We start from the raw sequence: 25,085 nt of genomic DNA, 5'->3' as shown, positions 1-25,085 counted from the left end.
TCAAAACCCGGGGCGGTTCAACATGGCTTCGCGCTGTTTGGCTTGCGCTTTTTTCAGTTGTACCGCGGACATATGCCCACATGACAGCGCCATTTCGTTCATGGAAGCTGCCAGTTGAATCAACGATGTCTGGGACGTATCCAGCGGCTGCGCCACCACTGCGCTTGCCAGCAGCGCGCCTGCCAACCCCACCAATTTCTTATAAACGGCCATCCTCACCTCCCTGTGTTTGTTTAACCATGCCTTTGCTTTGGGTCCGAAAAAGTGTGTCGACAGCGGTGAAAAAATGCAAATAAAAAGCAGCCTCCAGGGCTGCTTTCTTGTCAAAGTGTGGGTTTAAGACTTAACGGTAGTAAGCCTCAACCACACCCTTGAGCTTGATCAACAAGGGGCGGCCCTTGCGGTCAAGTGTCTTGCCTGCGGGTACTTTCACCCAACCTTCGCTCACACAGTACTCTTCCACGTCGTCGCGCTCTTTGCCGTTGAAGCGGATGCCAATGTCGTGCTCAAACACTTCACGGACAAAAAATTTGCTGGAGGGGTCGATGGAGAGGTGGTCGGGCAATTCAGGGCGTGCGGTAGCTTCAGTCATAGTTCTTCCAAGTCAGCGGGGCCAACGCCCCAAATTCACGAATGCGGCGATTGTCCTGCATTTCTCGCTGCCCTCGCCCCTACAGCAAACGCCCAGCTTCTATCGTCAAGATACGCGCGCATTGCGCCGCGATGCTGCGGTCATGGGTCACTAGCACCAGCGTTGTGCCTTGTTCACGGTTGAGTTGCAGCATCAAATCCATCACGGCTGCGCCGGTGGCATGGTCCAAGCTTCCGGTGGGCTCGTCGGCCAGCAGCACGGCAGGCTGCACGACGAAAGCCCTGGCCAATGCCACACGCTGCTGCTCCCCGCCCGAGAGCAATTTCGGGTAGTGCTGCAGGCGCTGCCCCAGGCCTACGCGCTGCAGCATCTCCACCGCCTGCTGGCGCGCTGCACGCACGCCCGCCAACTCCAGAGGCAGCATCACGTTTTCCAGTGCTGTCAAATTGGGCAATAGCTGAAAACTTTGAAAAACAAAGCCAATTTTTTGCCCGCGCAACGCCGCACGTGCATCTTCATCTAACGCAAAAATATCTTGCCCCTGCACGCGAACCGTGCCTTGGCTGGGGGTATCCAAACCCGCCAGCATCGAAAGCAAGGTACTCTTGCCCGAGCCCGAGGCGCCGACAATCGCCGCAGTCTCCTGAGGCTGCAGGCTGAAATGAATGTCGCGCAAAATCTCTAGCGTGCCCGTGGAGTCGGTCACGGCTTTGGAGAGATGATTCACTTCAATCACAGGCTGGGAAGAAACACTCTGAGACATGGAAAACCTTGTAACAAGCATGCACAACGCACACGCAGGGATAAATCGTCGCCACTTTATCGCGACTTTGGCCGCGCTGGGCGCCAGCGCTGGTGCCTATGCCGCACGCACCGATCACGTTTTGGTGCTGGGAGACTCGCTGAGCGCCGAGTATGGTTTGGCACGTGGCACAGGGTGGGTGGCTTTGCTGGAGCAAAAGTTCCATGCCGACAAGCTGCCGGTCACCGTCACCAATGCCAGCATCAGCGGTGAGACCACTTCCGGCGGTCGCACGCGTTTGCCCGCCCTGCTCAAACAGCACCAGCCCAGCATTGTCATCATTGAGCTGGGCGGCAATGACGCCTTGCGGGGATTGCCACTGGATGGCACTTTGGGCAATTTAAGAGCGATGACGCAAGCTGCTCAAGCGGCAGGCGCTACGGTTTTGATACTAGGCATGCAAATGCCACCCAACTACGGCAAGAAGTACGCGCAAGACTTCGAGCAGCTTTTTACGCAGGTGGCCAAAGAGTTCAAAACCGCCTTGGTGCCCGCCTTCTTGAAAGGCGTGGCCGATGCCCCCAACCCCACCGCGCTGTTTCAGGCTGACCGCATTCACCCCACGGCTGAGGCCCAGCCCATCATGCTGGGCAATGTCTGGCCAGTGCTGCGCAAACTACTGACCGTGCGCTAGGCCATAAAAAAACCAGCCCGCAAGCTGGTTTTTTATTCACTCTGGAACGGGAGGCGTAGTGGGTGGCGGCGGCTGCACAGCGTCTGCATTCCCCTCAGCGGGAGAGTCGGGGTTGACTTTGCGGTCGGCTTTTTCGCGCAGCTTTTCTGCTTTTTTGCTCTTCTTTGCCAGTTCGCGTTGACGCTTTTCGTATCCGTAGTTTGGTGTAGCCAATGTTGACTTTCTGTAATTAAGACATGGAAGTGGTTGCGGGCACTCTAACACCCCTCTTCCAATGCTGCAGGCTGAGCATCGATAGGCTCCACACTGGCGCGATAGGCATGCCAAGTAGCGCAGCCCAGCCAAGGGCCTATCACCACCAAAGGCAGTTGCCACGGCACCACCAGCGCCGCGGCCACCAAAGCAGTTATCAGCACCGCCCACAGCAGCAGCACGCCAGGCTGGCTGGTCACTACCTTGAAGCTGGTGATAGCGGCGGTCAGCGCATCGGTACCCCTGTCGAGCATCAGCGGCAGCGCCACCACGGTCGAACCAAACACCACGGCTGCAAAAATACCGCCCACCACGGTGTAAGCCAGCAAAAACTCCCAGTTCTGAAGACTGAACACCGCTTGCAGCACGCTCGTGGTGGACGGCATGCCGGTGTTAAAAAACACGGCAAACACCACCAAAGAAGCCCGGCCCCACAGCAACTCCAGCACGATCAGCACAAACACCAGCATGCCCATGCTGCCCAGCTGTTTGTCCCAGCACGTGATGGATTGCCCAAGGTCCGGCGACTGCCCACGCTCCAGCCTGCGGCTGGTGTCATACAAGCCCATGGCCAAGAACGGCCCCACCAGCAAGCAGCCGCTGGCAATCGACATGGTGTACTCCGGGCTGGCTTTGAACACCCAGGCCAGCACTTGCGCCATCGCCCAGAAACTCAGCCCGTAAAACAGCGCCACGCCCCAGGCGCGCTGCACATCGCGCCATCCGGCGCGCAGCCAGCCAAACGGCGCCCACGCAGCAAGGGGGCGTAAGCGAATGGGGGCGCCATCGGCCAAAGGGGCTGCCAGTGCGTGAGAGTCAGGTGTTGCCATCGCCTTGTCCTCCTGTGTGTCAGCACAGCAGAACATAGGCACGCATGAGCGTCAATCAGTCAAATACGCATACGCGGGCAATCACTGCCTTGAAAAAAAGAAGCTGCTAGCGCAGCTCCAGCAATGCTTTCAGATAGTTCCATACCTCAAAACATTCATTGACAAGCGCTAACAGCTACTATTTTTTAAAGCCGATTACTGCACCCAGGCTTGCCCAAAGGCTTTTTCCCACGCTTGCGCCAGATCGCGCAGCAGGTCTTGGGTGTCTTCCAGCCCCACGCAAAAACGCACCACGGTACCGGCTTGGAGGGCGCCACGGCCGCGCGCACACATGCTATCAATGTCGTAAGGCACGACCAGGCTCATGGGGCCGCCCCAGCTGTAGCCCAGCTTGAACAGTTGCAGGCTGTCGCACAAGCGGTCGATGGCTGCTTGGTCAAATTGCGCATCTATCACCACACTGAACAGGCCTGCTGCCGCGCCTTGCCCTTGATGGGCCGCACCACACAGCTGCTGCCAATGTGCATGACCGGGCGCGCCTGCGAATGCGGGGTGCAGCAGTTGCACCACCGCAGGCTGGCGCTGCAGCGCAGCCGCCAACACGCGCGCAGACACATCGTGCGCGTGGTAGCGTAAAGCCATGCTGGAGAGCGAGCGCAGCACCAGCTCCGCATCATTGGCGCCAATGCCAATGCCCAAACGCATGTGGGTGAGCTTGATGCGCATATGCACAGCGTTGTCCGCGGTGATGATGCTGCCCATCAGCACATCACCACCGCCGCTGGGGTATTTAGTGAGCGCATGGGCCGATACATCGACCGCCACACTGCCGCCATCGGCCAGCAAGTCAAACGGTTTGAAAGCCAAGCCCGCACCCCAGGTGTTGTCCAGCACGGTGGTCACGCCGCGCGCGCGGCAGGCTTGAACTAGAGCGATCAGGTCAGGAAATTCCATGCTCACGCTGCCCGGCGCCTCCAGCCATACCAGCTTGGTAGCGGGCGTGATTTTGGCTTGCAGGTCGGCGACATCCATTGGGTTGTACCAGGCATGGCGAATGCCCCAGCGTGCCAGCTCATGCTCCGCAAAGTCTTTGTTGGGCCCGTAGGCATTGTCGGGAATCAGTACCTCATCGCCAGCGCTGAGCAAGCCCAGCGCCACGGTGCTGATGGCACTCAGGCCGCTGGGCACCAGCAAGCATTGCTTGCCGCCCTCCAGACTGCACAAGCGCTCTTCCAGCTGGTAGGTGGTGGGCGTGCCGTGCAAGCCATAGGTGAACCCGCTTTTATCCAGCCAGCGGCGCGTGCGCATGTCGTGCATGCTGTCGAAAATGACGGTCGATGCTTTGTGCACTGCGGGCTGTATCGCAGCAAAGGCTGGAGGGGCTTGGTAGCTGTGATGTACCAAGTCGGTGGTGATGTGGCGTGCTTGTTCCTTCATGCCGCCATGTTAATCGGCAAGCAGCCTTCGTCAGCAAAACAAAGGCCGCCCGAAGGCAGCCTTGTGGGGGAGCGCGTGGCTATTGCGAGCGCTGCGAGGGATTACTTCGCGGTCAGCAAGTTATTCACTGACTTCACGCCTTCCACCGCTTTAGCCAGCTGCTCTGCGCGGTCCTTCGCGGCCTGGCTGGGGGCTTCACCATGGAGCGTCACCGCACCATCTTTGGTGTCCACGTTGATCTTCAAAGCACTCAGTTCTGCATCGCCTACCAGGGCAGCCTTCACTTTGGCGGTAATGCCGGCATCACCCGCAGCCTCTGCCGCATGACTGACAGCATCCTTGGTGGCATCGGCGGCATTGGTGGCTGCGTCTTTGGTGGCTTCTACTGCATTTTCAATTTTTTGACCGGCTGTTTCAGCCGCGCGCTCTGCTTCCACTTTGGCATTTTCTGCGGCCTTCTCTGTCTTTTCGATCGCGTTATCCAGTTTTTGGCCTGTTGTCTGGCTCTCGTTACCGCTAGGGCCGCAGGCAGACAAACCCAGTGCCAATGCGGAAACAGCCAGAACTTGCAGCAAACGTTTTTGACTTATAGACATGGTGTGAAAGCTCCTCTTCAGTTGTCGTAATAAAAAATGGCCAAGACTTGATCTCGCCATGTCATGGCAACGTGGGAAGAAATGTAATTTCCGCATCGCACCATACTGGTGAGGAGAGCGCCGAAGCTCCCGTAGGACAAGCCCCAACCTCTGCACAGACTTTGAATGCACCGACAATAGCGCCCCTATGCAGTTGAAACAGTGGTTCCCCTTTTTGGCTTGGCCCAGACTGACCCTGGGCTTGGCCCGCAATGAAATGCTGGCGGGAGTCACCGTGGGACTGATGCTGCTTCCGCAAGGCGTGGCATATGCCGCTTTGGCGGGTATGCCACTGGTGACCGGCATTTATGCGGCCTTGCTTCCCTCGCTGGTGGCCGTGCTGTGGGGGGCGTCGCCGCGCTTAGGGGTGGGGCCCACGGCACTCACCAGCTTGCTGATCGGTGCCTCGCTGGCAGGCATGGCTGAGCCCGGTAGTGCACAGTGGGTAACTTTGGCCGCATGGACGGCCATCATGGCCGGTGCTGTGCAGTGGATGCTGGGGGCCTTGCGCAGTGGCTGGTTGGTCAATCTGGTGACCTCACCTGTGCTCAACGGCTTTACGCAAGCTGCAGGCATTTTGATTTTGCTCTCGCAACTGCCCGATTTGCTAGGTTTGCGCAGTTCTTGGAGCGCCCTGCTGAGCGATCCAAGTTGGCACCACTTTGATCCATGGGCCTTGCTGTTTGGCGCCGGTGGATTGTGTGGTCTATTGCTGCTCAAGCGCTTTGCGCCGCGACTTCCCGCGGCCGTATTGGTGGTTGCCCTATGCGGCGCAATCAGCGCAGTCGTTGGCTTTGCAGAACACGACGGGCACATTGTGGGGCACCTGCCCGCAGGGCTGCCCAGCCTTGCCGTTCCCAGCAGCATCTCGATGGATGAGATCTCACGGCTGCTGCTGCCCGTGCTCATGATCAGCTTGGTGAGTTTTTTGGAAGTTGCCTCCAGCGCACAAGTAGAACACCGGCTGGCTGGCACACGCTGGAACGAAAACCAAGACCTGATCGCGCAAGGCATGGCCAAAGTGGTGGCAGGCTTGAGCGGCAGTTTTGCCATCAGCGGCTCTTTTTCGCGCTCAGCGGTCACGCTGCACTCAGGGGCCAAGACAGGCTGGGCCACCGTGTTTGCCATCGCCATGGTGCTCATCACGGTACTGTGGCTCACCCCCGTGCTCTACCACGTGCCACAAGCAGCACTGGCAGCCGTCGTCGTGTCCGCCGTTGTCAATCTGATTCAGCCCCGCACTTTGCGGGCACTGTTCCGTATCTCACGCATTGAAGGGGCGATTGCCCTGACCACGTTCGCGCTGACCTTGGCGACGGCCCCCCGGCTGTACTGGGGCGTGCTGACGGGCGTGCTGCTGAGCCTGTGCCATTTTCTCTATCAGCGCCTGCATCCGCGTATTCTGGAAATCAGTGAGCATGCCGACGGCAGTTTGCGCGGCCGCGAAATCTGGAACCTTGCGCCTATCGCCTCCCACGTCTTGGCGTTGCGCATGGATGCGGAGTGGGACTTCGCCTCTGCCTCTGCGCTAGAGCGCTATGTCACGCAAACGCTGCAGCAACGCCCCGAGATACAAACCGTTTTTTTAGACGCACAACCCATCAACCGGATTGACGTTACAGGCGTAGAAAGCTTTATGCGCCTGCGCCAAAGCCTGCAAAAGCAGGGAATTTCACTGCATATCGGGGGATTGAAACTCCCGGTACAAGAGATACTGGAGAGGTCTGGGGCTTTGTTTAGCGGCCCGGATTTGCAGCTGTCGCGCACCAGCGCACAAGCTTTGGTTGCAATGCGTGTATCCAGCGCAACCAAAAAGGCGCTATAGCCGCATCAAACCTTCGTGGACTGCTACACTTCGATGCATTCAACGCGCTGGATATTTGTTTTTCGTGACTGGCACCTCCCCCCTCTCATCTGTGGCTTTGCAGCAGCTCCGCTTAGACGGAGCTTTGGCCTTGCTCGGCGAGACTGAAGTTGCCGCACTTCCAGCCGCCCACACCAATCCAACAGCACACCTGCAAGCCATCATCGATGGTTTGTGCGGACTCTCGTTGCGCGACCCCCTGACTGGCACTGCCAACCGCCGCCACTTCGACTCGGTGCTGGATCGAGAACTTGACCGTGTGGCGCGCTCTGGCGACGTAGCGCTGCTGTTGATGATCGACATTGATCACTTCAAAGAAGTGAACGACACCTACGGCCACAACATCGGCGACAGCGTGTTGCAGCAAGTAGCCACGGCGCTCTCCCACTGCGTGCGTCCCATGGACACTCTGGCGCGCTATGGCGGCGAAGAGTTTGCGATTGTGCTGCCCGCCTGCCAGCCTGCCTATGGCCAAAATGTGGCTGACCGCGTACGCCGCGCCATTGAAGCCCTGCGGATTCGTATCAATCCCAGCCAGGAAATTGGTGTCACAGTGAGCATTGGTGGCGCATACGCATTGCAGTGGATTCGCAGCACCCGCGAACTTTGGATTGAGCGCGCAGACCAGCAGCTGTACCGCTCCAAAAGCGCGGGACGCAACCGTATTGAAATTGAACAACAACCTGACAGCACTGTGACCGCTGAGGAAAAAAACTTGCTTTTCATCCCTGAGTTGACCGCAGATACCTCCTCATGGTCTGGTGATTGGATTGAAGTGCTGGCCGCTCCTGCGGATATCACCGATGGCGCCAACTGAAGGCATGCATTGAAATGAACGACGTGCTGTCCCCCTCTTCCTCCACCCCTGCGGCTCCCAACGCCAAGGCGGCCCATATTCGCCCCCCTTCGCGTGCGCACATCATGGCCGTCACCAGCGGCAAAGGCGGTGTAGGCAAAACTTTTGTGTCCGCCAACTTGGCGGCTGCATTGACGCGCCACGGCCTGCGCGTGCTGGTGCTTGACGCCGACTTGGGCTTGGCCAACTTGGACGTGGTGCTCAACCTCTACCCCAAAGTCACCTTGCACGACGTCTTCACCGGCCGCGCCACGCTACAGGAGGCGGTCGTGGTAGCCCCGGGCGGTTTTCACGTGCTGCTGGCGGGCTCTGGCATGGTGGAGTACTCCCGCCTGACTCCAGAGGTGCGCAATCAACTGATCCATGTGATCGATACGCTGGCGCCTAACTATGACGTGGTGTTGCTGGACACGGGTGCTGGCATCTCGGATGTGGTGCTGTTTTCGGTATCACTGGCCAATGAGGTGCTGATCGTGGCCACCCCTGAGCCTACGTCACTGACCGATGCCTACGCGGCCATCAAGGTGCTGGCCACCCAGCAAAAGCGGCACAACATGCGCTTGGTCATCAACCAAGCCGCCCGTCCCGGCGATGGCCGCGCCATCACCGGGCAGTTGCAACAAGTACTCAACCGTTTTGTCCATTCAGAATCTGGCCTGCCGATGCGCTTGATTCATATGGGCGACATTCCTGCCGACAAGGCGGTGCGCGAAGCCGTCATGCGCCGCCAGCTGCTGATTCAAGCATCGCCTGGGTGTGCCGCTTCTTTGGCGATTGCCCAACTGGCCAATCGCATCAAAACCATGGTGACGCCCGTACAGCAGGCCTAACGCACGGCGGCAAGCACTGCCGCCTAACACCCAAATAAAAAGAGCTGCGTTGGTGCAGCTCTTTTTTTTACCAAATAGCCATTAAATAGGCTGCTAGCGCATATTCAGCAGGCGTCTGCAGCTATCAATAGCAAAGCAAAAGCATCAGATGCGGCGGCGGTTGGCATCGACACTCCAGCCACCCGCACCCCAAGCGGCAAACGCCAGCAGGCCACCCACCACGGCAATGTTCTTGTTAAAGAGCAGTTGCTGCATCATGGCCTGATCTGCAGGCACCGACCAGTACGCGTGAAAGATCAAGGTTGCCGCCAAGGTGAAAAAGGCCAGCACCATGGCGGCAGGGCGCGTCTTCAAGCCAATCAGCAAAAAGATACCGCCCACCAGTTCAATCAGCAGCCCCACCGCCACCCCGATTTCCGGCAGCGGCATTCCCATGGCTGCCGCATAGCCTACGGAGCCGGAAAAACCCGCAATCTTGCCAAAGCCTGCAGGAATAAACAGCCAGGCCATCAAAATACGACCGGCCAGTGCCAGCGCGTTGTTCATGGAGTTATTCATCATTTCATCCTTTCGGGACATGCCCTGGGTCTGGAAAAGCTTCACCATGTCATTCGTTCAAGCGGCCAAATCAAACAGCAGCAGCTCTGCTGCAGCGCTTCCTTGCACGTGCAAGGCGTGCTCATTTTCCGCAAGCAGCGCATCGCCACTTGTCAGCTTTTTGCCCGCCGCCTCCACCTCACCTTGAATGACAAAAACATAAGCTTTGCGGCCTGGGGCTAGCGTTTGCTCCAAATACACGGTTTGGCCATCCGCAGGACGCAGCAAACTGGCATAGATGCGCGCATCGGCATTCAAACGCACTGAACCGTCTGCGCCATCCACAGACGCCACCAGTCGCAGCACATTGGTTTTTTCCACATCGCTAAAGCGCTTTTGCTCGTACCCCGGCTCCAGCCCCGCACGGCTTGGCAGCAGCCAGATCTGCAAAAAATGGGTGGTCTGCCCCGGCGCATGGTTGTACTCGCTGTGCACCACCCCCGTGCCTGCCGTCATGCGCTGGACTTCGCCGGGCTGAATGGTCTGCACATTCCCCATGCTGTCTTTGTGCGACAGCTCACCCTCGATGACATAGCTCACAATTTCCATGTCACGGTGCGGATGGGCGCCAAAGCCCGTACCTGCGGCAATCCGGTCTTCGTTGATCACGCGCAGATTGCCCCAGCCCATATGGTTGGGGTCGTAGTAACCTGCAAATGAAAAACTGTGAAAGGACTTAAGCCAACCGTGGTCAGCGAAGCCACGCTCATGGGATTTACGCACTGTGATCATGATCGACTCCTGTTTGCTTGCGGCTGCGGTGCAGCGATGGCTTCACTGTAGTAGCGCGCGTCCACGCTGAGGGAACGCTGGTTTGATGGCATCATTCAAAGTCTTTGAATGAACGTAGCACCGCATGCCCAGCCCCCGTGACGTTTTAACCCCAGATAGCCTTGCCATGTTGCAAGTCATTGCCGACACCGGCAGCTTTGCAGCCGCTGCGCGGCAACTGCGGCTGGTGCCCAGTGCGCTGACTTACCGGGTGCGCCAAATGGAAGAGGCGCTGGATGTGCTGCTGTTTGACCGCAGTGCACGCCAGGCACACCCCACCGAGGCCGGCCAGGCCTTGCTGGCTGAAGGCGCCCGTTTGCTGCAAGATTTGGATGCGGTGGCGCACCGGGTGCGGCGCGTTGCCACGGGCTGGGAGCCAGAACTCACCATCATGGCCGACGGCGTTATTTCACAGGACATTCTGTTCGATCTGGTCGAGGCCTTTTATGCCTTGGGCTCGCCCACCAAAATCAAGCTGGGCATGGGCACGCTCACAGGGCCGATTGAGCACCTCACCACAGGCCGTGCAGATTTGGCACTGGGCGTTGCCACCAACAGCACCAGCATCTCGGGCTTGCAACTGCATGATTTGGGCGACATCACCTTCGTGTTTGCCGTCGCCCCCTTCCACCCACTGGCCACCATGGAGCACGCCATCAGTGATGAAACCTTGCTGGAGCACCGCCTGGTCGTGGTGGCGGACTCCGCACAAAAAGAGCGCATGTCCATGGGACTGCTCAGTGGCCAAGACATTTTTACGGTCGATACGGTACAAGCCAAAATTGATGCCCAGGTGCGTGGCCTAGGCTGTGGCTTTTTGCCCGAAGCCATGGCCCGCCCCTACATAGCAGCGGGTTGGCTGGTTGCCAAAGCCGTCACGCGCCCCACCCGCCATGTGCGCATGCGCTATGCATGGAAAAAACCCAGCAATGGCGGCCTGGGCAAGGCCTTGCAGTGGTGGCTGCAGCAGCTCGAAAGCCCTGTTACCCAACAAGCCCTGCTGGAAAAGCACCGCCTGACGCTCCCTCCAACTTCAACCCCGATTGCACGCTGATTGCTGCCCGTGTGCTGCCCATGACTTGCTCTGCCTACCGGGGTCGCTTTGCCCCCTCACCAACCGGCCCTTTACATGCAGGCTCGCTGGTCGCCGCCTTAGCCAGCTGGCTGGATGCCCGCGCGCACCACGGCACATGGTTGGTACGCATCGAAGATATTGATCCCCCACGCTGCCCCAGCGGCGCAGACCAACTGATCTTGGCGCAATTGGCGCAGTGCGGGCTGCACCCCGACGAGCCTGTGGTGTGGCAATCACAGCGTCACGGCTATTACGCCCAAGCACTGCAGCAGCTGCAAGCCCAGCAACTGGCCTACCCCTGTGGCTGCACCCGCAAAGACATTGAAGCAGCGCTGCAAGCCATGGGGCAAGTACATGCACGGCATATTGAGCGCCCCTATCCCGGCACATGCCGCGGTGGTCTGCACGGCAAACCTGCGCGCAGCTGGCGTTTTGCGCTGGAAAAATATGTATCAAATTGGCCGAAAACGCTTGCTACACAAGCGCAAGCAGCTCCTTTTTCTTTAGAAAAAGGCATCCTCACGTGGGAAGACCGCCGCCTAGGGCTGCAACACCAAGCACCAACTTCGGTCGCTGGTGACTTTGTGCTGCAACGTGCCGATGGCCTGTATGCCTATCAACTGGCCGTTGTGGTGGACGACGCATTGCAGGGCATCACCCACATCGTGCGCGGGGAGGATTTGACCGACAACACGGCGCGTCAATTGCTCTTGCAGCATGCGCTGGGATTAGCGCATCCCGCCTATATGCATACCCCGTTGGTGCTCATGCCCGACGGCGAAAAACTCTCCAAACAACACGGCGCCCCAGCGCTTGACCTGAGCCACCCGCTGCAAACCTTGAACACAGCGGCACGCATTTTGCATTTGACTACATTAAGTCCCGAAACTACGGTGTCCGATGCGTTATCTCAATGGGTCAAACAATGGCAAGCCACTTACAATGTGCGCCGTGACTGAGCACCAACATAACCCTATGGCTGACAACCTTACAGCCCCCTCCACATCTTCTGAAGGCAAAGCCCCAGCAGATGTCGCATTCCCTAAAACCATTCGCAGCTACGTGCGTCGCACGGGCCGCGTCACCACAGGCCAAGCCAAGGCCTTTGAAGACATAGGTCCGCAGTTTCTGCTGCCCTACACCAATGCGCCACTGGATGCGCACGCGGCATTTGGCCGCGAAGGCAAACTGATTCTGGAAATTGGTTTCGGCATGGGCGAAGCAACAGCCCACATTGCACGTGTGCGCCCGGAAGACAATTTCTTGTGCTGTGAAGTGCACGAGCCCGGCGTGGGCGCCTTGCTCAAGCGCATTGGCGAGCAAGACATCCACAACATCCGCATCCTCCAGCACGATGCGGTTGAAGTCATTGACAACATGTTGCCCGAGGGCAGCCTTGACGGCGTGCATATCTTCTTTCCAGACCCTTGGCACAAGAAAAAGCACAACAAGCGCCGTCTCATCCAAGGCCCTTTGGTTGCCAAGCTGGCCAGCCGCTTGAAAGCGGGTGGTTATTTCCACTGCGCCACCGACTGGGAACCCTACGCCGTGCAAATGCTGGAAGTGCTGGGTGCAGAGCCTCAATTGGCCAACACCGCCCCGGCCTATGCAGCCAAGCCTGACTACCGCCCTTTGACCAAGTTTGAAAACCGCGGTTTGCGGCTGGGTCATGGCGTTTGGGACTTGGTTTTCACCAAGCGCTAGTGCCCCTGCCCCCAAGTACCCCACTCCCGAACTTCATGCACATTCTGCAAAATTTGGTTCAGATGACCGGCCAGCGCGACCACTTGCGTTTGGAACTGTCCGTGCTCTCGACGTTTATGCAGTTGCCCGGGGTAACCAATGTTCGGGCGTTGGAACTTGTAGAGATGGACAGCGGTCATTGGGTGCGCGCCAGAACTTGGCTGCAAGACGGCCAGCTGGTTTCCTCCACGCAAGACGTCGTCAGCGACACCAAACGCCTGCCTTTGCGCAACATGCTGCATCTGCACACCTGCATCACGCAGCAAAAGCAGCACTTGCAGCACAGCGCGCGCGCAGATCAGCACGTCATCTGGCTGCCCGTGTGGATGCATGAAAAAGCGCGCGTGTGCCTGGAGGTGACCCAATCCGAGCCATTCACCCCGCACAGTCTGGACGTCATCACCGGCATCTTCAGCGTCTACCAGAACTACCAAAGCCTGCTGGATTACAGCGAGCGCGATGCGCTGACCGGCTTGCTCAACCGCAAAACCTTTGACGAACACCTGCTGCGCTTTGCCACTGCGGCCCAAGCCGATCACAGTGATGAAATGCCTTGGCTTGCAGTGATTGATATTGATCACTTCAAGCTGGTCAACGACCGTTTTGGTCACCTTTTTGGTGATGAAGTCTTGATTCTGGTGGCCAACTTGCTACGCAGCGCATTCAGCGCCCAGCACCGCATTTTCCGCTTCGGTGGGGAAGAGTTTGTTGTGCTCATGCCTGCTGCGCACAAAGCCAAAGCCCACGCCTCCTTAGAAGCCTTCAGAGCCATGGTGGCCAGTCACAACTTTCCGCAAATTGGCCGTGTAACGGTCAGTGTGGGCTTTGCCGGTGCCAAGCTGTGCTCGCCCGTAGAAATTTTGGGCCAAGCGGACCAAGCGCTGTATTACGCAAAAGAAAATGGCCGCAACCAAGTTTGCCATTTTGAGCAACTGCAAGACCAAGGTTTGCTGCACAACGCGCAAGTCTCGCACGACGATGTCGAGCTGTTCTGACACCAGGCATCACGCCGCCCCGCACAATCAACTGGCGTAATTTGCGGAGCTCTCTGCTTCACTCGCTAGCGAAGCACGCACGCAGTCACGGCCATCACGCTTGGCTTTGTAGAGCAACTCATCCGCACGCTCTAGCAAGCTATCCATCGTGTCACCTGGCTGGTATTGCGTCACGCCAAAGCTGCAAGTCAACGGCAACACCAGATCTCCCATCTGCCAAGGCGTTCTGCGCACCACATCCGCCAGCCGTTCCGCAATCTCGGTTGCAGAGCGCAACGCCGTCTCTGGCATAAAGATCACAAACTCTTCGCCACCAAAGCGCACCATCCAGTCAATGTTCGCACGCAAGCCTTCTTGCAAGCGTTTCGCTACATCCTTGAGCACTTCATCGCCCACTGCATGTCCATGCTGGTCATTGATGCGCTTGAAGCGGTCAATATCCGTAAAGATCACCGACAAAGGGCGCCCATACCGCATACAGCGCTCAATCTCCAAGGGCAAGCGCATCTCCATCGCTCTGCGGTTGTACGCCCCGGTCAAGGCATCCAGTTGCGATAGTCTTTTGACCTCATCCACCATGGTCGACAGCTCTGCCGTACGTTCTTTGACCAAGCCATCCAGATCTTTGATATGGCGATCCAGCGCAGTTTGCAGGTGTTGAAAGCCTTGCATCACCATATCTATCTCATCGGCCCGCTGGCGATCCGGACGACGAAGTTCGAGCGGCTGGTTGAGCTCTTCGGGCTTGAGGTTGCGTACAAAATCTGCAATTTGGCGCAGCGGAATTCCCAAATCGTGCTGCATGACCCATGCGACCATGAAGCACATCAACACCGTAAAAATCAGATATCCAGGAATCACGTGTTTTTGCGATTCCCACAACAAATTGCGGTGGTAGGCACGATCTGCCCATACCTCAATCGTTCCTAATGACTGGTTTTTGTAGTCGGGCGAATAAATCACGGCCTGGTAAGACGGTACATCCTTGCCAATCCCCGTACTCCCCGCAGTAATCATTTCACCTGTGACGGTCAGCGTAAGACGTACAAAGCCCACAGCTTCGATTTCTGTCAACCGCTGCACATGGTTATGCAACACCTCTCGATCGATGTCCCAGACAGCGTAAGCAATCGCTCGGCTGCTGGTTTCCACGATCAGCGACATGGTGTTGAAAAACTGCTTCTCTTGCTTTTGCCGATCCAGCCAAACTTGAAAACCACCAATACCAACCAGGCAGACCAGTGACAGCGCAATAATGCGCTGAAGCATCAACGTAGCAATCGATCGAAACTCAGAATTCTGGTGTGCCATAGATAAGCGAGCTTAGCGCAGCAGCCGCGCGAGCTCAAACTGGTAGCGTCTGAGGTGCGGATTCAGGTGCTTGCTGAATGCACGAAAGTCCAGTCTCACTGCCGTTTGCGAAAAATGCTGCTCAAACTGCTGGCTATTGCGCGCATCGAACAACTCAAACATATTGCGCCGCAGCTCCAGCCCCTCATCCAAGAAATCGACGCCACGGTAGTGGTCATACAGCATCACCATGGCCCATGCTCCCGCCATGAAGTGCCCCCCTGCCAACGCCGTCAATTGCCCTTTGCGCAGCCAATCAAATGCCTGCTCGGAAGTATTGATGCCGCTAAATAATGCATCCGTCCCCGGCAAACCGCCTTGCTGGCGCCATGCATCCATGGCACCAAACGCCATCAAATCATTCCCAGCCCAGAACAAACGCACCTCCGGGTAACGCTGAAAAAGCCCCAGCGCCTGATCTCTGGCCTTGTCTTGGCGCCATTCGCCATAAACTTCTTGCCGCAGCACGACCATCCCCTGCGCTTCGCGCACCGCTTTGCGCATGCCCTGGTTACGAGCGATGGAAGCAGGGGTCGAGCGGTCTCCCGCAATCGCCACCATCTGCAACTTACCTTGCGTATCCCGCAGCGCGGGCATTTTCAATGCTTTTTGAATCAAAGCTTGGGCCGTCAGATAGCCCGCATCTTCTGCATTGGGCTCCAGGCTGCCGAGCCAAAAAGGAAACTTGCCGCGCGGCACACCCACTTGAGGCCGCAGCTCCTCCTGAATGCCGCTGAACGCCATAAAGGCTTGGATTCCAGACCCCTCCAGCGCTTTCAAGATGCTGGGGGCCGTGCTGTAGTCATTCGAAAAAACAACGTAATCGGGGCGCTCGCTCTTTGGCAAATTCGCCAATTTTTGGGCCATGGCGACGGGCTCCAAGCGGTTGCGCTGCGCATACAGCACGCGCAGCTGCATGCCCAAGCTATCAGCGGCTTTTTGCATCGCCTGCGCGCTGGAGCGCCAGTACGCTTCATTGGACTTACCCGGATTCAAAAACACCACAGATTGCGCAAACGTTGGCATGCCAGCCACCAGCATGCATGCAGCAACCGCCCCGGCACGCAGCGCGCAGGCAAGCCTCAATTTGCCGACAGCCGTTTGCAGCGATGTAAATACGAGTATGTGCACAACCGTAGCGCGGAATGAACGATGGTAGGGAAAGGATCTTGACACAGGCCTGCTACGAATCAGTGTTGCAGGCAATGTCAAATTTGCACAAAAAAAGCCAGAAGAGCTACTTCTGGCTTTTTACCTGTGCATCAGGCTCAAATACGCTCAGCCACCCAAGCTTGAACGCTGACCAGTGCAGCGGGCACAGCCGCCGCATCGGTGCCACCAGCCATGGCCATGTCCGGCTTGCCGCCGCCCTTGCCACCCACTTGCTGGGCCACAAAGTTCACCAACTCACCGGCTTTGACCTTGGCGGTCTCGGCTTTGGTCACGCCTGCGGCCAACTGCACCTTGTCGCCGTCCACTGCCGCCAGCACGATCACGGCCGCGCCCAGCTTGTCTTTGAGCTTGTCCATGGTGTCGCGCAGGGTCTTGGCATCGGCGCCTTCCAGCTTCGCTGCCAGCACCTTCACGCCATTGACGTCAGCTGCCTGGGCCAGCAATTCATCGCCCTGGCTGGAAGCGAGTTTGCCTTTGAGCGCCGCAATTTCTTTTTCCAGCGCCTTGATCTGCTCCAATGCACCGCCAATACGGGTGTTCAGCTCTGCCGTCGGGGCTTTGAAGGCTGCTGCAGCTTCGCCCACCGTAGATTCCAGCGACTGCAGATAGGCCAGTGCGTTCTCGCCGGTGATGGCTTCGATACGACGCACGCCAGCGGCCACACCGGATTCGCCCACGACCTTGAACAGACCGATGTCACCGGTGCGGTGCACGTGGGTGCCGCCACACAGCTCACGGCTGGTACCAATGTCCAGCACGCGCACGGTTTCACCGTACTTCTCGCCAAACAGCATCATGGCGCCGGTGGCCTTGGCCGCTTCGATATCCATCACGCGGGCATCGGTGGCGGTGTTAGCCAGAATCTCCTGGTTCACACGCTGCTCAATCTCGCGGATTTGCTCGGCAGTCACAGGGGCGTTATGCGTGAAGTCAAAGCGAGTGCGCTCCGCATTGACCAGCGAGCCCTTTTGCTGCACGTGGGCGCCCAGCACTTCGCGCAGGGCCTTGTGCATGATGTGCGTGACCGAGTGATTGCGCATGGTGGCTGCGCGCAGCTGGGTGTCCACCTCAGCCTGCACCGCATCACCCACCTTCAGGCTGCCGGACTCCAGCACGCCGTGGTGACCAAAGACGTCGGCCTTGATCTTCTGGGTGTCTTCCACCACAAAGCGGTTGGCGCCAGCGCTGATCACGCCTTGGTCGCCCACCTGACCGCCGGACTCTGCATAAAAAGGGGTGGCATCCGTAACCACCACGCCACTTTGGCCAGCCTTCAGCTCTGAAACAGGCGTGCCTTGCGCGTAAAGCGCTACGATTTTTGCGGATTCCGACAGTTTTTCGTAACCGGTGAAGGTATTGGCAACGCCGGTGTACTCCAGCGCACGGTCCATTTTGAACTTGCCAGCAGCGCGGGCCTGGTTCTTTTGCTGCTCCATCGCAGCGGCAAAGCCAGCCTCATCGACCGTGACGCCGCGCTCACGGCAAACGTCGTTGGACAAATCCAAGGGGAAGCCATATGTATCGTGCAACTTGAACGCCACATCACCCGGCAGCACTTTGGCATCACCAGCCAATGCGCTGTCCAGAATGTCCATACCGTGGGCCAGCGTTTCAAAGAAGCGCTCTTCTTCCACGCGCAGCACTTCGGTGATGCGGGCTTCTTGCTCACGAATCTTGGGATAGGCGTCGCCCATCACGGCCACCAAGTCTTTGACCAGTTTGTGGAAGAACGGGGTCTTTTGGCCCAGCTTGTACCCATGGCGGATGGCGCGACGCACGATGCGGCGCTGCACGTAACCACGGCCTTCGTTGGAAGGAATCACGCCATCCGCCACCAAGAACGCGGTAGCGCGGATGTGGTCGGCAATCACCTTCAGCGAAGGGTTGTCCAGATCGGCGGTGTGGGTTTCGCGGCCCGCAGCCTTGATCAGGTTTTGGAACAGGTCGATCTCGTAGTTGCTGTGCACATGCTGCAAGATGGCCGCCAGGCGCTCCAGGCCCATGCCCGTATCCACACACGGTGCGGGCAGCGGCGTGACGTTGCCCTGCTCGTCCATGTCGAACTGCATGAACACGTTGTTCCAGATTTCGATGAAACGGTCGCCATCTTCATCGGGCGAACCGGGAGGGCCACCGGCAATGTGCGCGCCGTGGTCATAGAAAATTTCCGAGCAAGGGCCGCAAGGGCCGGTGTCGGCCATCATCCAGAAGTTGTCGGACTTGTAGCGCCCGCCTTTGTTGTCGCCAATACGGATCACGCGCTCTGGGGGCAGGCCGATTTCCTTGGTCCAGATCTCGTACGCCTCATCGTCTTCGGCGTACACGGTGGCCAACAGCTTGTCCGCGGGCAACTTGTACACCTCGGTCAGCAGCTCCCACGCCCACTTCAGCGATTCGCGCTTGAAGTAGTCACCAAACGACCAATTGCCCAGCATTTCAAAGAAAGTGTGGTGGCGCGCGGTGTAACCCACATTCTCCAAATCGTTGTGCTTACCGCCTGCGCGCAGGCAGGTTTGCACCGAAGTCGCACGGTTGTACGGGCGCTTGTCGGTCCCCAAGAACACGTCCTTGAACTGGACCATGCCCGAGTTGGTGAACATCAAAGTGGGGTCGTTACCGGGCACCAAAGGGCTGGATTCCACAATGGTGTGGCCCTTGGAGGCAAAAAAGTCCAGGAACGTCTTGCGGATGTCCGCAACGGAGAATTTGGGTGTGCTCATGGAGATGTGTTGTCTTTGTGCGCAAACGGCGCAGCACGAAAATAGTCTGAGATTATAGGTTTCATGCACTGCTTAGCGCGGGAGATACGAAATCACGCCCACCGCTGCTGGCCAGTGCACGTGCGCACAGCGCATCAACGCTTTAATTGGTCGGCAAAGCGCCCAGGCTGCGGCGCGAGACAAAACGGCGCTGCGCACCCGTGATGGGGTCTTGAAAGGCCAAGCTTTGCGCCAGCAACAAGAGTGGCCGTGAAAAATCACCCTCGGGTGCATCATCCACCACCGGATACAGCCCATCCCCCTTCAAGCCCAGCCCGAGCGCTGCCATGTGCACGCGCAGTTGGTGGCGTTTACCGCTCACAGGCTCTAGCAGATAGCGCGCCCAGCGGGCGTTGTGCTCTCGCACTTGCATGCGCGTCAAGCTGTTTGGCGGGCCATCCACTTCTTGCATCCGGATGAAGTGGCTGCTCTCAGTCATGCGACTGGCATGCTCCCGGGGAAATTCAATCGCAGGGTTCCACGGCGCAATAGCTTCGTACACCTTGTGCACGCTGCGCGCTCTGAAAAGTGCTTGGTAAGCGCCGCGCTCGTGCTTATGGATAGCAAATAGCACCAAACCCGCCGTGTCACGATCAATCCGGTGCACGGGCGATAAATCGGGCAAGCCCAACTGGTTTTTCAAACGAACCAGCAAGGTGTTTTGCAGATATCTGCCACCGGGCGTGACCGGCAGAAAATGGGGCTTGTCGACCACCACAATGTGTTCGTCCTGAAACAGAATTTCCGCTTCAAACGGTATGTCCGGCTCTTGCTCTACCGCGCGGTAGTAGTAAATGCGCAAACCGTGCAACAACGGCGTATCAGCCTGCACAGGACGCGCCAACTCGTCCACCACCTCACCGCGCGCCATGCGTGCCTGCCACTCTGTCCGTGATACCGCAGGCAAGCGCTGCGCCAAAAAATCCAAACAACTGCCTTGTACGCCTTGCCCTGCGCTGGGCAGCACCACGCAACTGGGCTTGACGCCATCGCGAATCGGCAAAACTTGGGGATCGTGGGTGTTGTGCATAAAACCATGGACAGGCCCAGATTTTCAAGCCAAATTGGCATGAAACGCAGGCACAGCAAACGCTTGTAGCTCACATATTATTAGATTCTTAGCGATCACTTTGTGCCTGCTGCACGATCGCCGCAATTGCCTTCGCCGTGGCTTGTGCAGCTCCTCGGTGCGATTGTGCAAACGCCAGCGCAGCCTGCCGGGCCCGTGCCAAGCCTTCGGCATCTCGAGCCAAGGCGGTGGCCAGCTGCACACCTTGCTCCATATCCAGCACCCGAAAAGCAGCCCCCACCTCGCAAGCCGTTTGTGATGCCTGCGCAAAATTAAAAGTGTGCGGCCCCAACACCATCGGGCAGCCGCATGCCGCGGCTTCAATCAGGTTTTGCCCACCCAAAGGCTCAAAGCTCCCGCCCAGCAAACCAATGTCGGCAGCTGCGTAATACGCGGGCATCTCGCCCACGCTATCGCCAAGCCACACCTCCACATCGGCAGGCGGCGGGCCATCCCCCCACTGGCTGCGGCGAGACACTCGCAACCCCGCCTGCTCCAGCAGGGCGTGGACTGCATCAAACCGCTGGGGATGGCGCGGCACGATCAGCCACTGGCACTGCCCGGCAACGCCATGAAACTTGCGCCCTACCCACTGCGCAAGCCACTGCGCTTCCTCGCCTTCACGAGAGCTGGCCACAATCACGATGGGCTTGCTGCTGGCTGCCCGCCACGCTGCGCCTTGTGCGCCCAGCGCGCTATCGGGCTGCACATCAAATTTCAGATTGCCCAACACGGCTTGCACGGGCGCACCCAGGCTGCGCAGGCGCTGGGCATCCTCTTCGGTTTGCGCCCACACAGCATGCAAAGCGCTGTAAACCGGTAAAAACAAAGACGGCCAGCGCTGCGCCCCTGTTTGCGACTTGGTGTTCAGCCGCGCATTCGCCAGCACCAAAGGCACTTTGGCTTGGTGACAAGCCATGACCAGGTTGGGCCAGACCTCGGTTTCCATCAGCACACCCACTGCAGGCTGGAATTGGTGCACAAAACGCCGAACCGCTTTGCGACTGTCCCACGGCTGCCACACTTGCAAATCGCCGGGCTGCAGCAGCTTGCTGCCTTCTGCGCGACCGGTGGCCGTGCCGTTCGTGAGCAGCAATCGCATCCCTGGCAGGGCGATGCGCAGCTCTTTGATCAGCAAGGCAGCCGCACGTGTCTCGCCCAATGACACGGCATGCACCCATACCCACTGTCCTTTGCAGTCACACCCCAAGTCTTTTGGGCTGTAACAACCAAAACGCTCAGGCACTGCTTGTGCGTAGCCCGGCTCAGCTTGCGCACGACGGCGCAGCTTGCGCTTGAGCATAGGCTGAGCAGCCCACGCCAGTGCGGAATAAGCAGCCAAACTCCAATTCATGCTGTGTGCTTCTTTTGCTGTTGTTTTGCGGTGAAACTAGTGCGCCGCACTACCCACTCGGGCACCAGGCTTCACACGCTCAAGCAAAGCCAGCATCTGGGCCTCGATGCGATGCAAAGCTGCCTCTGTATGCCCCTCAAAACGCAAGACCAATACTGGCGTCGTATTGCTGGCACGAATCAAACCAAAACCATCCGACCAGTCCACGCGCAGGCCATCAATCGTGCTGATTTGTGCACTGGTGGCATCCAACACCTCTGGCGCCAGCGCTTGCAGCTGGGCAGTCAGCGCATGGGGCTCGCCTTCTGCGCAGGCCACGTTCAACTCTGGCGTAGAAAAGCTGGTGGGCAGTGCATTCAACACAGCGCTGGGATCTGACGCTCGACTCACAATTTCCAGCAAACGGCAGCCTGCGTAGGTACCGTCATCAAAGCCATACCAGCGCTCCTTAAAGAAAATATGACCACTCATTTCTCCACCCAATGGAGAGTCAAGCTCTTTCATCCGCGCTTTCACCAGCGAGTGCCCGGTTTTGTACATTTCAGGCACGCCACCCGCCTCTCGAATCGCAGGCGCCAAGCGTTGTGTGCATTTCACGTCAAACAAAATCGTGCCGCCAGGTACGCGCGAGAGCACATCTTTGGCAAACAGCATCATCTGGCGATCTGGGTAAATGGTCTGACCATCTTTGGTCACAATACCCAAACGGTCACCGTCGCCATCAAACGCCAAGCCCAGCTCTGCATCGGTCTCTTGCAGGGCTTTGACAACATCGCGCAAATTCTCTGGCTTGCTAGGGTCAGGGTGGTGGTTTGGGAAATTGCCATCCACCTCCGAGAAAAATTCCAGCACTTCGCAGCCCAGGGCCCTAAAAATGGCAGGCGCAGTCGCGCCAGCAACACCATTACCGCAGTCCACCACAATTTTCACAGGGCGTGCCAGCTTCACATCCCCCACGATGCGCGCGGTGTAATCTGCCAGCACATCCGCATGGCGAATGCAGCCCCCCGGTTGCAAAAGCCAGTTTTCCGCTTCAATCGTCTGGCGTAGCGCCTGAATTTCAGGCCCATTGATCGCACGTCCCGCCAGAACCATTTTGAAGCCGTTGTAGTCCTTCGGGTTATGGCTGCCAGTGACCATGATGCCGCTCTTGCACAAGGTGCAGGCTGCGAAATACAGCATGGGGGTGGTACACATCCCCACATCAATCACTTCCAAACCCACATCTACCAGCCCGGCCATCAAAGCTTGGCTTAAGGCTGGGCCCGATAGGCGGCCATCTCTTCCTACCGCCACAACACGCTCGCCTTCAGCCAGCGCAGCCATCCCAAAAGCACGGCCAATGCTGCGCGCTACCGCTTCCGTCAAGGTGGAGGGTACCACCCCGCGAATGTCGTATGCCTTAAAGATAGAAGCAGCAATCTGCACAGTAGAGTCCTTAGTGGTTATTCCACAAAAAAAACGAGGCACCGTTCGTGCCTTGGCGCATTTTAGTAGCCAGAGGCCACCTTCCACGCAAGCGCCGACCTCAAAGCTTGCCCGTGGATGGCAAACAAGTCATTAGATTTCAATTAACTTCTACTTACAGATGCGCATACGCAGCTGAATCGCCCAGCTTTTCCTAGATAGCTGCTTGCCTCACGGAATTGCGTCTCTCGCTGCTTCGATCATGCGGCGCACCGTTAATCGCACTGGGTTCCGTGGAGGCTAGTTTGTTGTAGTGCAGGCGTCAGTCTGTGCGGGCTTGGCAAGTTGCCACCGGTAGTTTGCCTCTGCTTGCGCTAGCGGCATATGACCTATGGATTCCAGCAACCTGATGCGGGTGCCCAGTTCCGCCTGTGCGAAAGCGCTCTCGCAGCTTTGAACATGTCTTATTTTTGTTCGCTTGCCCAAGCTGTTTAAGCCGTTCTCGCTCATCCGTGGTCGGAGTTGATAACACGAACCCACAGCGCGTTCACGAACCTCGGGAGTAAAACGGGTAGCTTTAGTGTTCATAGCTCAATCTTCTCAGTGTTGAACTACCACTGGCGCCGATGCGAATCAGACAACGTAAAACAGAAACCCCCTACCCATTCGCACAGACAGAGGGTTAAACCGAAATTCGGCACGGCTGTTTAGTTACGCTCGCGAGCGATGGCTACATTCAAAGAGCGGCCTTCTGTAGGCTGGCCATTCAAACCCTCTACTGCAGCGGCGGCAGCTTCTGGCGTGGACATTTCTACAAATGCAAAACCGCGTGAGCGACCAGTATCACGATCCAAAATGACCTGAGATGAAGTCACAGTGCCGTAATTTGTGAAGAGCTTGCGCAATGCATCGCTGTCAAGCGAAAAAGCGAGGTTGCTGACGTAAAGCTTGTTTTGCATAGTGTGCGTTCCCAAAAATTGAAATTACCAGCTAAGGCAACGACGGTTTAGTTGGGGCGACGTCTCGGAGCAGCACCGCCGCCGGAACGCGTTTCAAGGTGGCGGAACGTGACTCGACCTTTGTTCAGATCATAAGGAGACATCTCGATGGTGACCTTGTCGCCTGCCAGAACACGAATGCGGTGCTTGCGCATCTTGCCTCCCGAGTAAGCAATCAACTGGTGCCCGTTTTCAAGCACCACACGAAAGCGTGTATCAGGCAAAACTTCTTCAACGCGACCTTGCATTTCGATAAGTTCTTCTTTTGACATGAGTCTCCTAGGAAAGTGAAAATAAAACGAACGTCAGGTGCTTGCGTTCAGTTCAATTGGTTTGACAGCACCATGGTACGTGCCTGCGCTAAGGCGTAACTATTTGCCAGTGTTTCGATGGCAAACTGAGGGATAAAACGGAAAATGCGGTCATAAACGCCGCGACGAATAGACACGAAAGAGGCAAACTGGCCTGACTCGCCAAGGCGGCTTAATGGTGTAACAACGTAGTTGCCTACCTGCTCTTTGATTTTTTGTTGCAGCATGGAATGTATTGGCGACGCCACCCAGCAGAAAGTGCACTGCTATCGTCAAAGTAGAAATGGAACCCTGAAGAGGGCAGTGAATGTGCAAGCAGAGTATGCAAAGCCTGCAAGAATTCGCCGTGGAGAGGTGTGACCGTCACGCGCTTCAAAGAAGGGAACTACCCAATGCCAAGGGGCTGTAATGGGGGTCAGACATACACTAGGGTGGACGAACAACAAAACTAGCGCATGGATTAAGTATATACGCTGTTCTTAAAATTGGCTCACACTCTATCGCTCATCCCTTGAACTGAATCGCCCAGAATTTTGCAGAGGGTTCGAAGCCACCTATTTCCGTTCGAACAAGAAACCATACTTAATTAATGGTTATTGCGTTTGGGGAGATCCTCCCTGAAGCCTTCGTGCAGTTGAGGGCGAATGCCCAAAGGGCTTACTCAAGCATGCTTGGCTAGAAAGTAGTGGGTATATGACTACTGCAAACTGGCCTTAGGTGTACGTGACTTGGGGTAATCCCCCCTTAAACC

General features: G+C 57.6%; 25 protein-coding genes. 8 read left to right on the top strand and 17 right to left on the bottom strand.

The features are described from left to right. The 3 genes from B3R00_RS05570 to B3R00_RS05560 all read right to left on the bottom strand — a co-directional run bounded on the left by B3R00_RS05570 (position 1) and on the right by B3R00_RS05560 (position 1,355). The gene (locus B3R00_RS05570; protein WP_286997938.1) at positions 1–213 is read right to left on the bottom strand and encodes a hypothetical protein; all 213 of its coding nucleotides are present in this window, start codon (positions 211–213) and stop codon (positions 1–3) included. 130 nt (positions 214–343) lie between these two features. Next, on the bottom strand, positions 344–592 hold the full coding sequence (locus B3R00_RS05565; protein WP_286997936.1) for a DUF3297 family protein: 249 nt from the start codon (positions 590–592) through the stop codon (positions 344–346). Between the two features lie 79 nt (positions 593–671). Beyond that, a complete protein-coding gene (locus B3R00_RS05560) occupies positions 672–1,355 on the bottom strand; it encodes an ABC transporter ATP-binding protein (RefSeq protein WP_219164541.1) in 684 nt (227 codons plus the stop codon). A gap of 19 nt (positions 1,356–1,374) precedes the next feature. Between B3R00_RS05560 and B3R00_RS05555 the strand changes: the two genes are divergently transcribed. Beyond that, positions 1,375–2,028, top strand: a complete 654-nt coding sequence (locus tag B3R00_RS05555; RefSeq protein ID WP_286997934.1) for an arylesterase — start codon at positions 1,375–1,377, stop codon at positions 2,026–2,028. 257 nt (positions 2,029–2,285) lie between these two features. Here B3R00_RS05555 and B3R00_RS05550 read toward each other — a convergent pair whose 3' ends face one another. From B3R00_RS05550 to B3R00_RS05540, 3 genes are all read right to left on the bottom strand, one after another. Continuing rightward, positions 2,286–3,110, bottom strand: a complete 825-nt coding sequence (locus B3R00_RS05550) for a DUF2189 domain-containing protein (RefSeq protein WP_286997932.1) — start codon at positions 3,108–3,110, stop codon at positions 2,286–2,288. 195 nt (positions 3,111–3,305) lie between these two features. Further along, on the bottom strand, positions 3,306–4,547 hold the full coding sequence (locus B3R00_RS05545) for a PLP-dependent transferase (protein WP_286997931.1): 1,242 nt from the start codon (positions 4,545–4,547) through the stop codon (positions 3,306–3,308). A gap of 101 nt (positions 4,548–4,648) precedes the next feature. After that, positions 4,649–5,239 carry a BON domain-containing protein gene (locus tag B3R00_RS05540; protein ID WP_376747699.1) on the bottom strand — a complete coding sequence of 197 codons (591 nt, stop codon included), beginning with the start codon at positions 5,237–5,239 and terminating at the stop codon, positions 4,649–4,651. A gap of 91 nt (positions 5,240–5,330) precedes the next feature. On the opposite strand from B3R00_RS05540, the gene B3R00_RS05535 reads away from it, so the two are divergent. The 3 genes from B3R00_RS05535 to B3R00_RS05525 all read left to right on the top strand — a co-directional run bounded on the left by B3R00_RS05535 (position 5,331) and on the right by B3R00_RS05525 (position 8,732). After that, positions 5,331–7,007 (top strand): SulP family inorganic anion transporter, encoded by a 1,677-nt coding sequence (locus B3R00_RS05535; RefSeq protein ID WP_286997929.1) that lies wholly within the window; start codon positions 5,331–5,333, stop codon positions 7,005–7,007. Positions 7,008–7,071: 64 nt separating this feature from the next. Next, on the top strand, positions 7,072–7,863 hold the full coding sequence (locus tag B3R00_RS05530) for a GGDEF domain-containing protein (protein WP_286997927.1): 792 nt from the start codon (positions 7,072–7,074) through the stop codon (positions 7,861–7,863). Positions 7,864–7,877: 14 nt separating this feature from the next. Further along, positions 7,878–8,732, top strand: a complete 855-nt coding sequence (locus B3R00_RS05525) for a MinD/ParA family protein (protein ID WP_286997926.1) — start codon at positions 7,878–7,880, stop codon at positions 8,730–8,732. Between the two features lie 144 nt (positions 8,733–8,876). On the opposite strand, the gene B3R00_RS05520 is transcribed toward B3R00_RS05525, so the two are convergent. Together B3R00_RS05520 and B3R00_RS05515 are read right to left on the bottom strand one after the other, a co-directional pair. Further along, positions 8,877–9,290, bottom strand: a complete 414-nt coding sequence (locus tag B3R00_RS05520; protein ID WP_286997924.1) for a DoxX family protein — start codon at positions 9,288–9,290, stop codon at positions 8,877–8,879. A gap of 57 nt (positions 9,291–9,347) precedes the next feature. Further along, positions 9,348–10,061, bottom strand: coding sequence for a pirin family protein (locus tag B3R00_RS05515; RefSeq protein WP_286997922.1), 714 nt, complete (start codon positions 10,059–10,061; stop codon positions 9,348–9,350). 124 nt (positions 10,062–10,185) lie between these two features. Here B3R00_RS05515 and B3R00_RS05510 point away from each other — a divergent pair, with 124 nt between their 5' ends. The 4 genes from B3R00_RS05510 to B3R00_RS05495 are packed head-to-tail and all read left to right on the top strand — an operon-like array spanning position 10,186 to position 13,913. Then, the gene (locus B3R00_RS05510) at positions 10,186–11,154 is read left to right on the top strand and encodes a LysR family transcriptional regulator (RefSeq protein ID WP_286997920.1); all 969 of its coding nucleotides are present in this window, start codon (positions 10,186–10,188) and stop codon (positions 11,152–11,154) included. A gap of 20 nt (positions 11,155–11,174) precedes the next feature. After that, entirely contained in the window at positions 11,175–12,134 is a 960-nt protein-coding gene (gluQRS, locus tag B3R00_RS05505; protein ID WP_286997919.1) for a tRNA glutamyl-Q(34) synthetase GluQRS, read from the top strand. Between the two features lie 16 nt (positions 12,135–12,150). Next, entirely contained in the window at positions 12,151–12,879 is a 729-nt protein-coding gene (trmB, locus tag B3R00_RS05500) for a tRNA (guanosine(46)-N7)-methyltransferase TrmB (protein WP_286997918.1), read from the top strand. Positions 12,880–12,914: 35 nt separating this feature from the next. Then, entirely contained in the window at positions 12,915–13,913 is a 999-nt protein-coding gene (locus B3R00_RS05495) for a GGDEF domain-containing protein (RefSeq protein WP_286997917.1), read from the top strand. 27 nt (positions 13,914–13,940) lie between these two features. Here B3R00_RS05495 and B3R00_RS05490 read toward each other — a convergent pair whose 3' ends face one another. The 9 genes from B3R00_RS05490 to B3R00_RS05450 all read right to left on the bottom strand — a co-directional run bounded on the left by B3R00_RS05490 (position 13,941) and on the right by B3R00_RS05450 (position 24,561). After that, complete coding sequence (locus tag B3R00_RS05490) at positions 13,941–15,224, bottom strand: GGDEF domain-containing protein (RefSeq protein ID WP_286997915.1); 1,284 nt, start codon at positions 15,222–15,224, stop codon at positions 13,941–13,943. 12 nt (positions 15,225–15,236) lie between these two features. Then, complete coding sequence (locus B3R00_RS05485) at positions 15,237–16,289, bottom strand: ABC transporter substrate-binding protein (protein WP_286997914.1); 1,053 nt, start codon at positions 16,287–16,289, stop codon at positions 15,237–15,239. Positions 16,290–16,531: 242 nt separating this feature from the next. After that, positions 16,532–19,156, bottom strand: coding sequence for an alanine--tRNA ligase (gene alaS, locus B3R00_RS05480; RefSeq protein ID WP_286997912.1), 2,625 nt, complete (start codon positions 19,154–19,156; stop codon positions 16,532–16,534). A 142-nt stretch (positions 19,157–19,298) separates the two neighbouring features. After that, entirely contained in the window at positions 19,299–20,225 is a 927-nt protein-coding gene (locus B3R00_RS05475) for a pseudouridine synthase (RefSeq protein WP_286997911.1), read from the bottom strand. Between the two features lie 88 nt (positions 20,226–20,313). Further along, positions 20,314–21,618: a 3-deoxy-D-manno-octulosonic acid transferase gene (locus B3R00_RS05470; RefSeq protein WP_286997909.1), complete on the bottom strand. Its 1,305-nt coding sequence runs from the start codon at positions 21,616–21,618 to the stop codon at positions 20,314–20,316. Positions 21,619–21,654: 36 nt separating this feature from the next. Further along, on the bottom strand, positions 21,655–23,046 hold the full coding sequence (locus B3R00_RS05465) for a phosphomannomutase/phosphoglucomutase (RefSeq protein ID WP_286997907.1): 1,392 nt from the start codon (positions 23,044–23,046) through the stop codon (positions 21,655–21,657). A gap of 686 nt (positions 23,047–23,732) precedes the next feature. Next, complete coding sequence (locus tag B3R00_RS05460; RefSeq protein WP_286997906.1) at positions 23,733–23,984, bottom strand: RNA recognition motif domain-containing protein; 252 nt, start codon at positions 23,982–23,984, stop codon at positions 23,733–23,735. Between the two features lie 47 nt (positions 23,985–24,031). Next, a complete protein-coding gene (gene infA, locus B3R00_RS05455) occupies positions 24,032–24,295 on the bottom strand; it encodes a translation initiation factor IF-1 (protein WP_174862500.1) in 264 nt (87 codons plus the stop codon). Positions 24,296–24,342: 47 nt separating this feature from the next. Next, positions 24,343–24,561, bottom strand: a complete 219-nt coding sequence (locus B3R00_RS05450; RefSeq protein WP_286997905.1) for a hypothetical protein — start codon at positions 24,559–24,561, stop codon at positions 24,343–24,345. Positions 24,562–25,085: the final 524 nt, after the last annotated feature.

Origin of the sequence: Comamonas sp. UBA7840, assembly GCF_002501455.1 — a bacterium.
In the GTDB taxonomy this organism is placed as follows: Bacteria; Pseudomonadota; Gammaproteobacteria; order Burkholderiales; family Burkholderiaceae_C; genus Comamonas; species Comamonas jiangduensis.
This window is presented reverse-complemented; position numbering and strand designations above follow the sequence as displayed.

What these genes read in the sequence shown, in the direction of transcription:
- B3R00_RS05520 (WP_286997924.1), bottom strand. Translation starts at nt 9,290, where the DNA reads ATGAATAACTCCATGAACAACGCGCTGGCACTGGCCGGTCGTATTTTG.
- B3R00_RS05475 (WP_286997911.1), bottom strand. Translation starts at nt 20,225, where the DNA reads ATGCACAACACCCACGATCCCCAAGTTTTGCCGATTCGCGATGGCGTC.
- trmB (WP_286997918.1), top strand. Translation starts at nt 12,151, where the DNA reads ATGGCTGACAACCTTACAGCCCCCTCCACATCTTCTGAAGGCAAAGCC.
- B3R00_RS05535 (WP_286997929.1), top strand. Translation starts at nt 5,331, where the DNA reads ATGCAGTTGAAACAGTGGTTCCCCTTTTTGGCTTGGCCCAGACTGACC.
- infA (WP_174862500.1), bottom strand. Translation starts at nt 24,295, where the DNA reads ATGTCAAAAGAAGAACTTATCGAAATGCAAGGTCGCGTTGAAGAAGTT.
- B3R00_RS05515 (WP_286997922.1), bottom strand. Translation starts at nt 10,061, where the DNA reads ATGATCACAGTGCGTAAATCCCATGAGCGTGGCTTCGCTGACCACGGT.
- alaS (WP_286997912.1), bottom strand. Translation starts at nt 19,156, where the DNA reads ATGAGCACACCCAAATTCTCCGTTGCGGACATCCGCAAGACGTTCCTG.
- B3R00_RS05525 (WP_286997926.1), top strand. Translation starts at nt 7,878, where the DNA reads ATGAACGACGTGCTGTCCCCCTCTTCCTCCACCCCTGCGGCTCCCAAC.
- B3R00_RS05570 (WP_286997938.1), bottom strand. Translation starts at nt 213, where the DNA reads ATGGCCGTTTATAAGAAATTGGTGGGGTTGGCAGGCGCGCTGCTGGCA.
- B3R00_RS05560 (WP_219164541.1), bottom strand. Translation starts at nt 1,355, where the DNA reads ATGTCTCAGAGTGTTTCTTCCCAGCCTGTGATTGAAGTGAATCATCTC.
- B3R00_RS05565 (WP_286997936.1), bottom strand. Translation starts at nt 592, where the DNA reads ATGACTGAAGCTACCGCACGCCCTGAATTGCCCGACCACCTCTCCATC.
- B3R00_RS05450 (WP_286997905.1), bottom strand. Translation starts at nt 24,561, where the DNA reads ATGCTGCAACAAAAAATCAAAGAGCAGGTAGGCAACTACGTTGTTACA.
- B3R00_RS05470 (WP_286997909.1), bottom strand. Translation starts at nt 21,618, where the DNA reads ATGAATTGGAGTTTGGCTGCTTATTCCGCACTGGCGTGGGCTGCTCAG.
- B3R00_RS05550 (WP_286997932.1), bottom strand. Translation starts at nt 3,110, where the DNA reads ATGGCAACACCTGACTCTCACGCACTGGCAGCCCCTTTGGCCGATGGC.
- B3R00_RS05555 (WP_286997934.1), top strand. Translation starts at nt 1,375, where the DNA reads ATGCACAACGCACACGCAGGGATAAATCGTCGCCACTTTATCGCGACT.
- B3R00_RS05510 (WP_286997920.1), top strand. Translation starts at nt 10,186, where the DNA reads ATGCCCAGCCCCCGTGACGTTTTAACCCCAGATAGCCTTGCCATGTTG.
- B3R00_RS05490 (WP_286997915.1), bottom strand. Translation starts at nt 15,224, where the DNA reads ATGGCACACCAGAATTCTGAGTTTCGATCGATTGCTACGTTGATGCTT.
- B3R00_RS05540 (WP_376747699.1), bottom strand. Translation starts at nt 5,239, where the DNA reads ATGCGGAAATTACATTTCTTCCCACGTTGCCATGACATGGCGAGATCA.
- B3R00_RS05495 (WP_286997917.1), top strand. Translation starts at nt 12,915, where the DNA reads ATGCACATTCTGCAAAATTTGGTTCAGATGACCGGCCAGCGCGACCAC.
- B3R00_RS05460 (WP_286997906.1), bottom strand. Translation starts at nt 23,984, where the DNA reads ATGCAAAACAAGCTTTACGTCAGCAACCTCGCTTTTTCGCTTGACAGC.
- B3R00_RS05545 (WP_286997931.1), bottom strand. Translation starts at nt 4,547, where the DNA reads ATGAAGGAACAAGCACGCCACATCACCACCGACTTGGTACATCACAGC.
- B3R00_RS05485 (WP_286997914.1), bottom strand. Translation starts at nt 16,289, where the DNA reads ATGCCAACGTTTGCGCAATCTGTGGTGTTTTTGAATCCGGGTAAGTCC.
- gluQRS (WP_286997919.1), top strand. Translation starts at nt 11,175, where the DNA reads ATGACTTGCTCTGCCTACCGGGGTCGCTTTGCCCCCTCACCAACCGGC.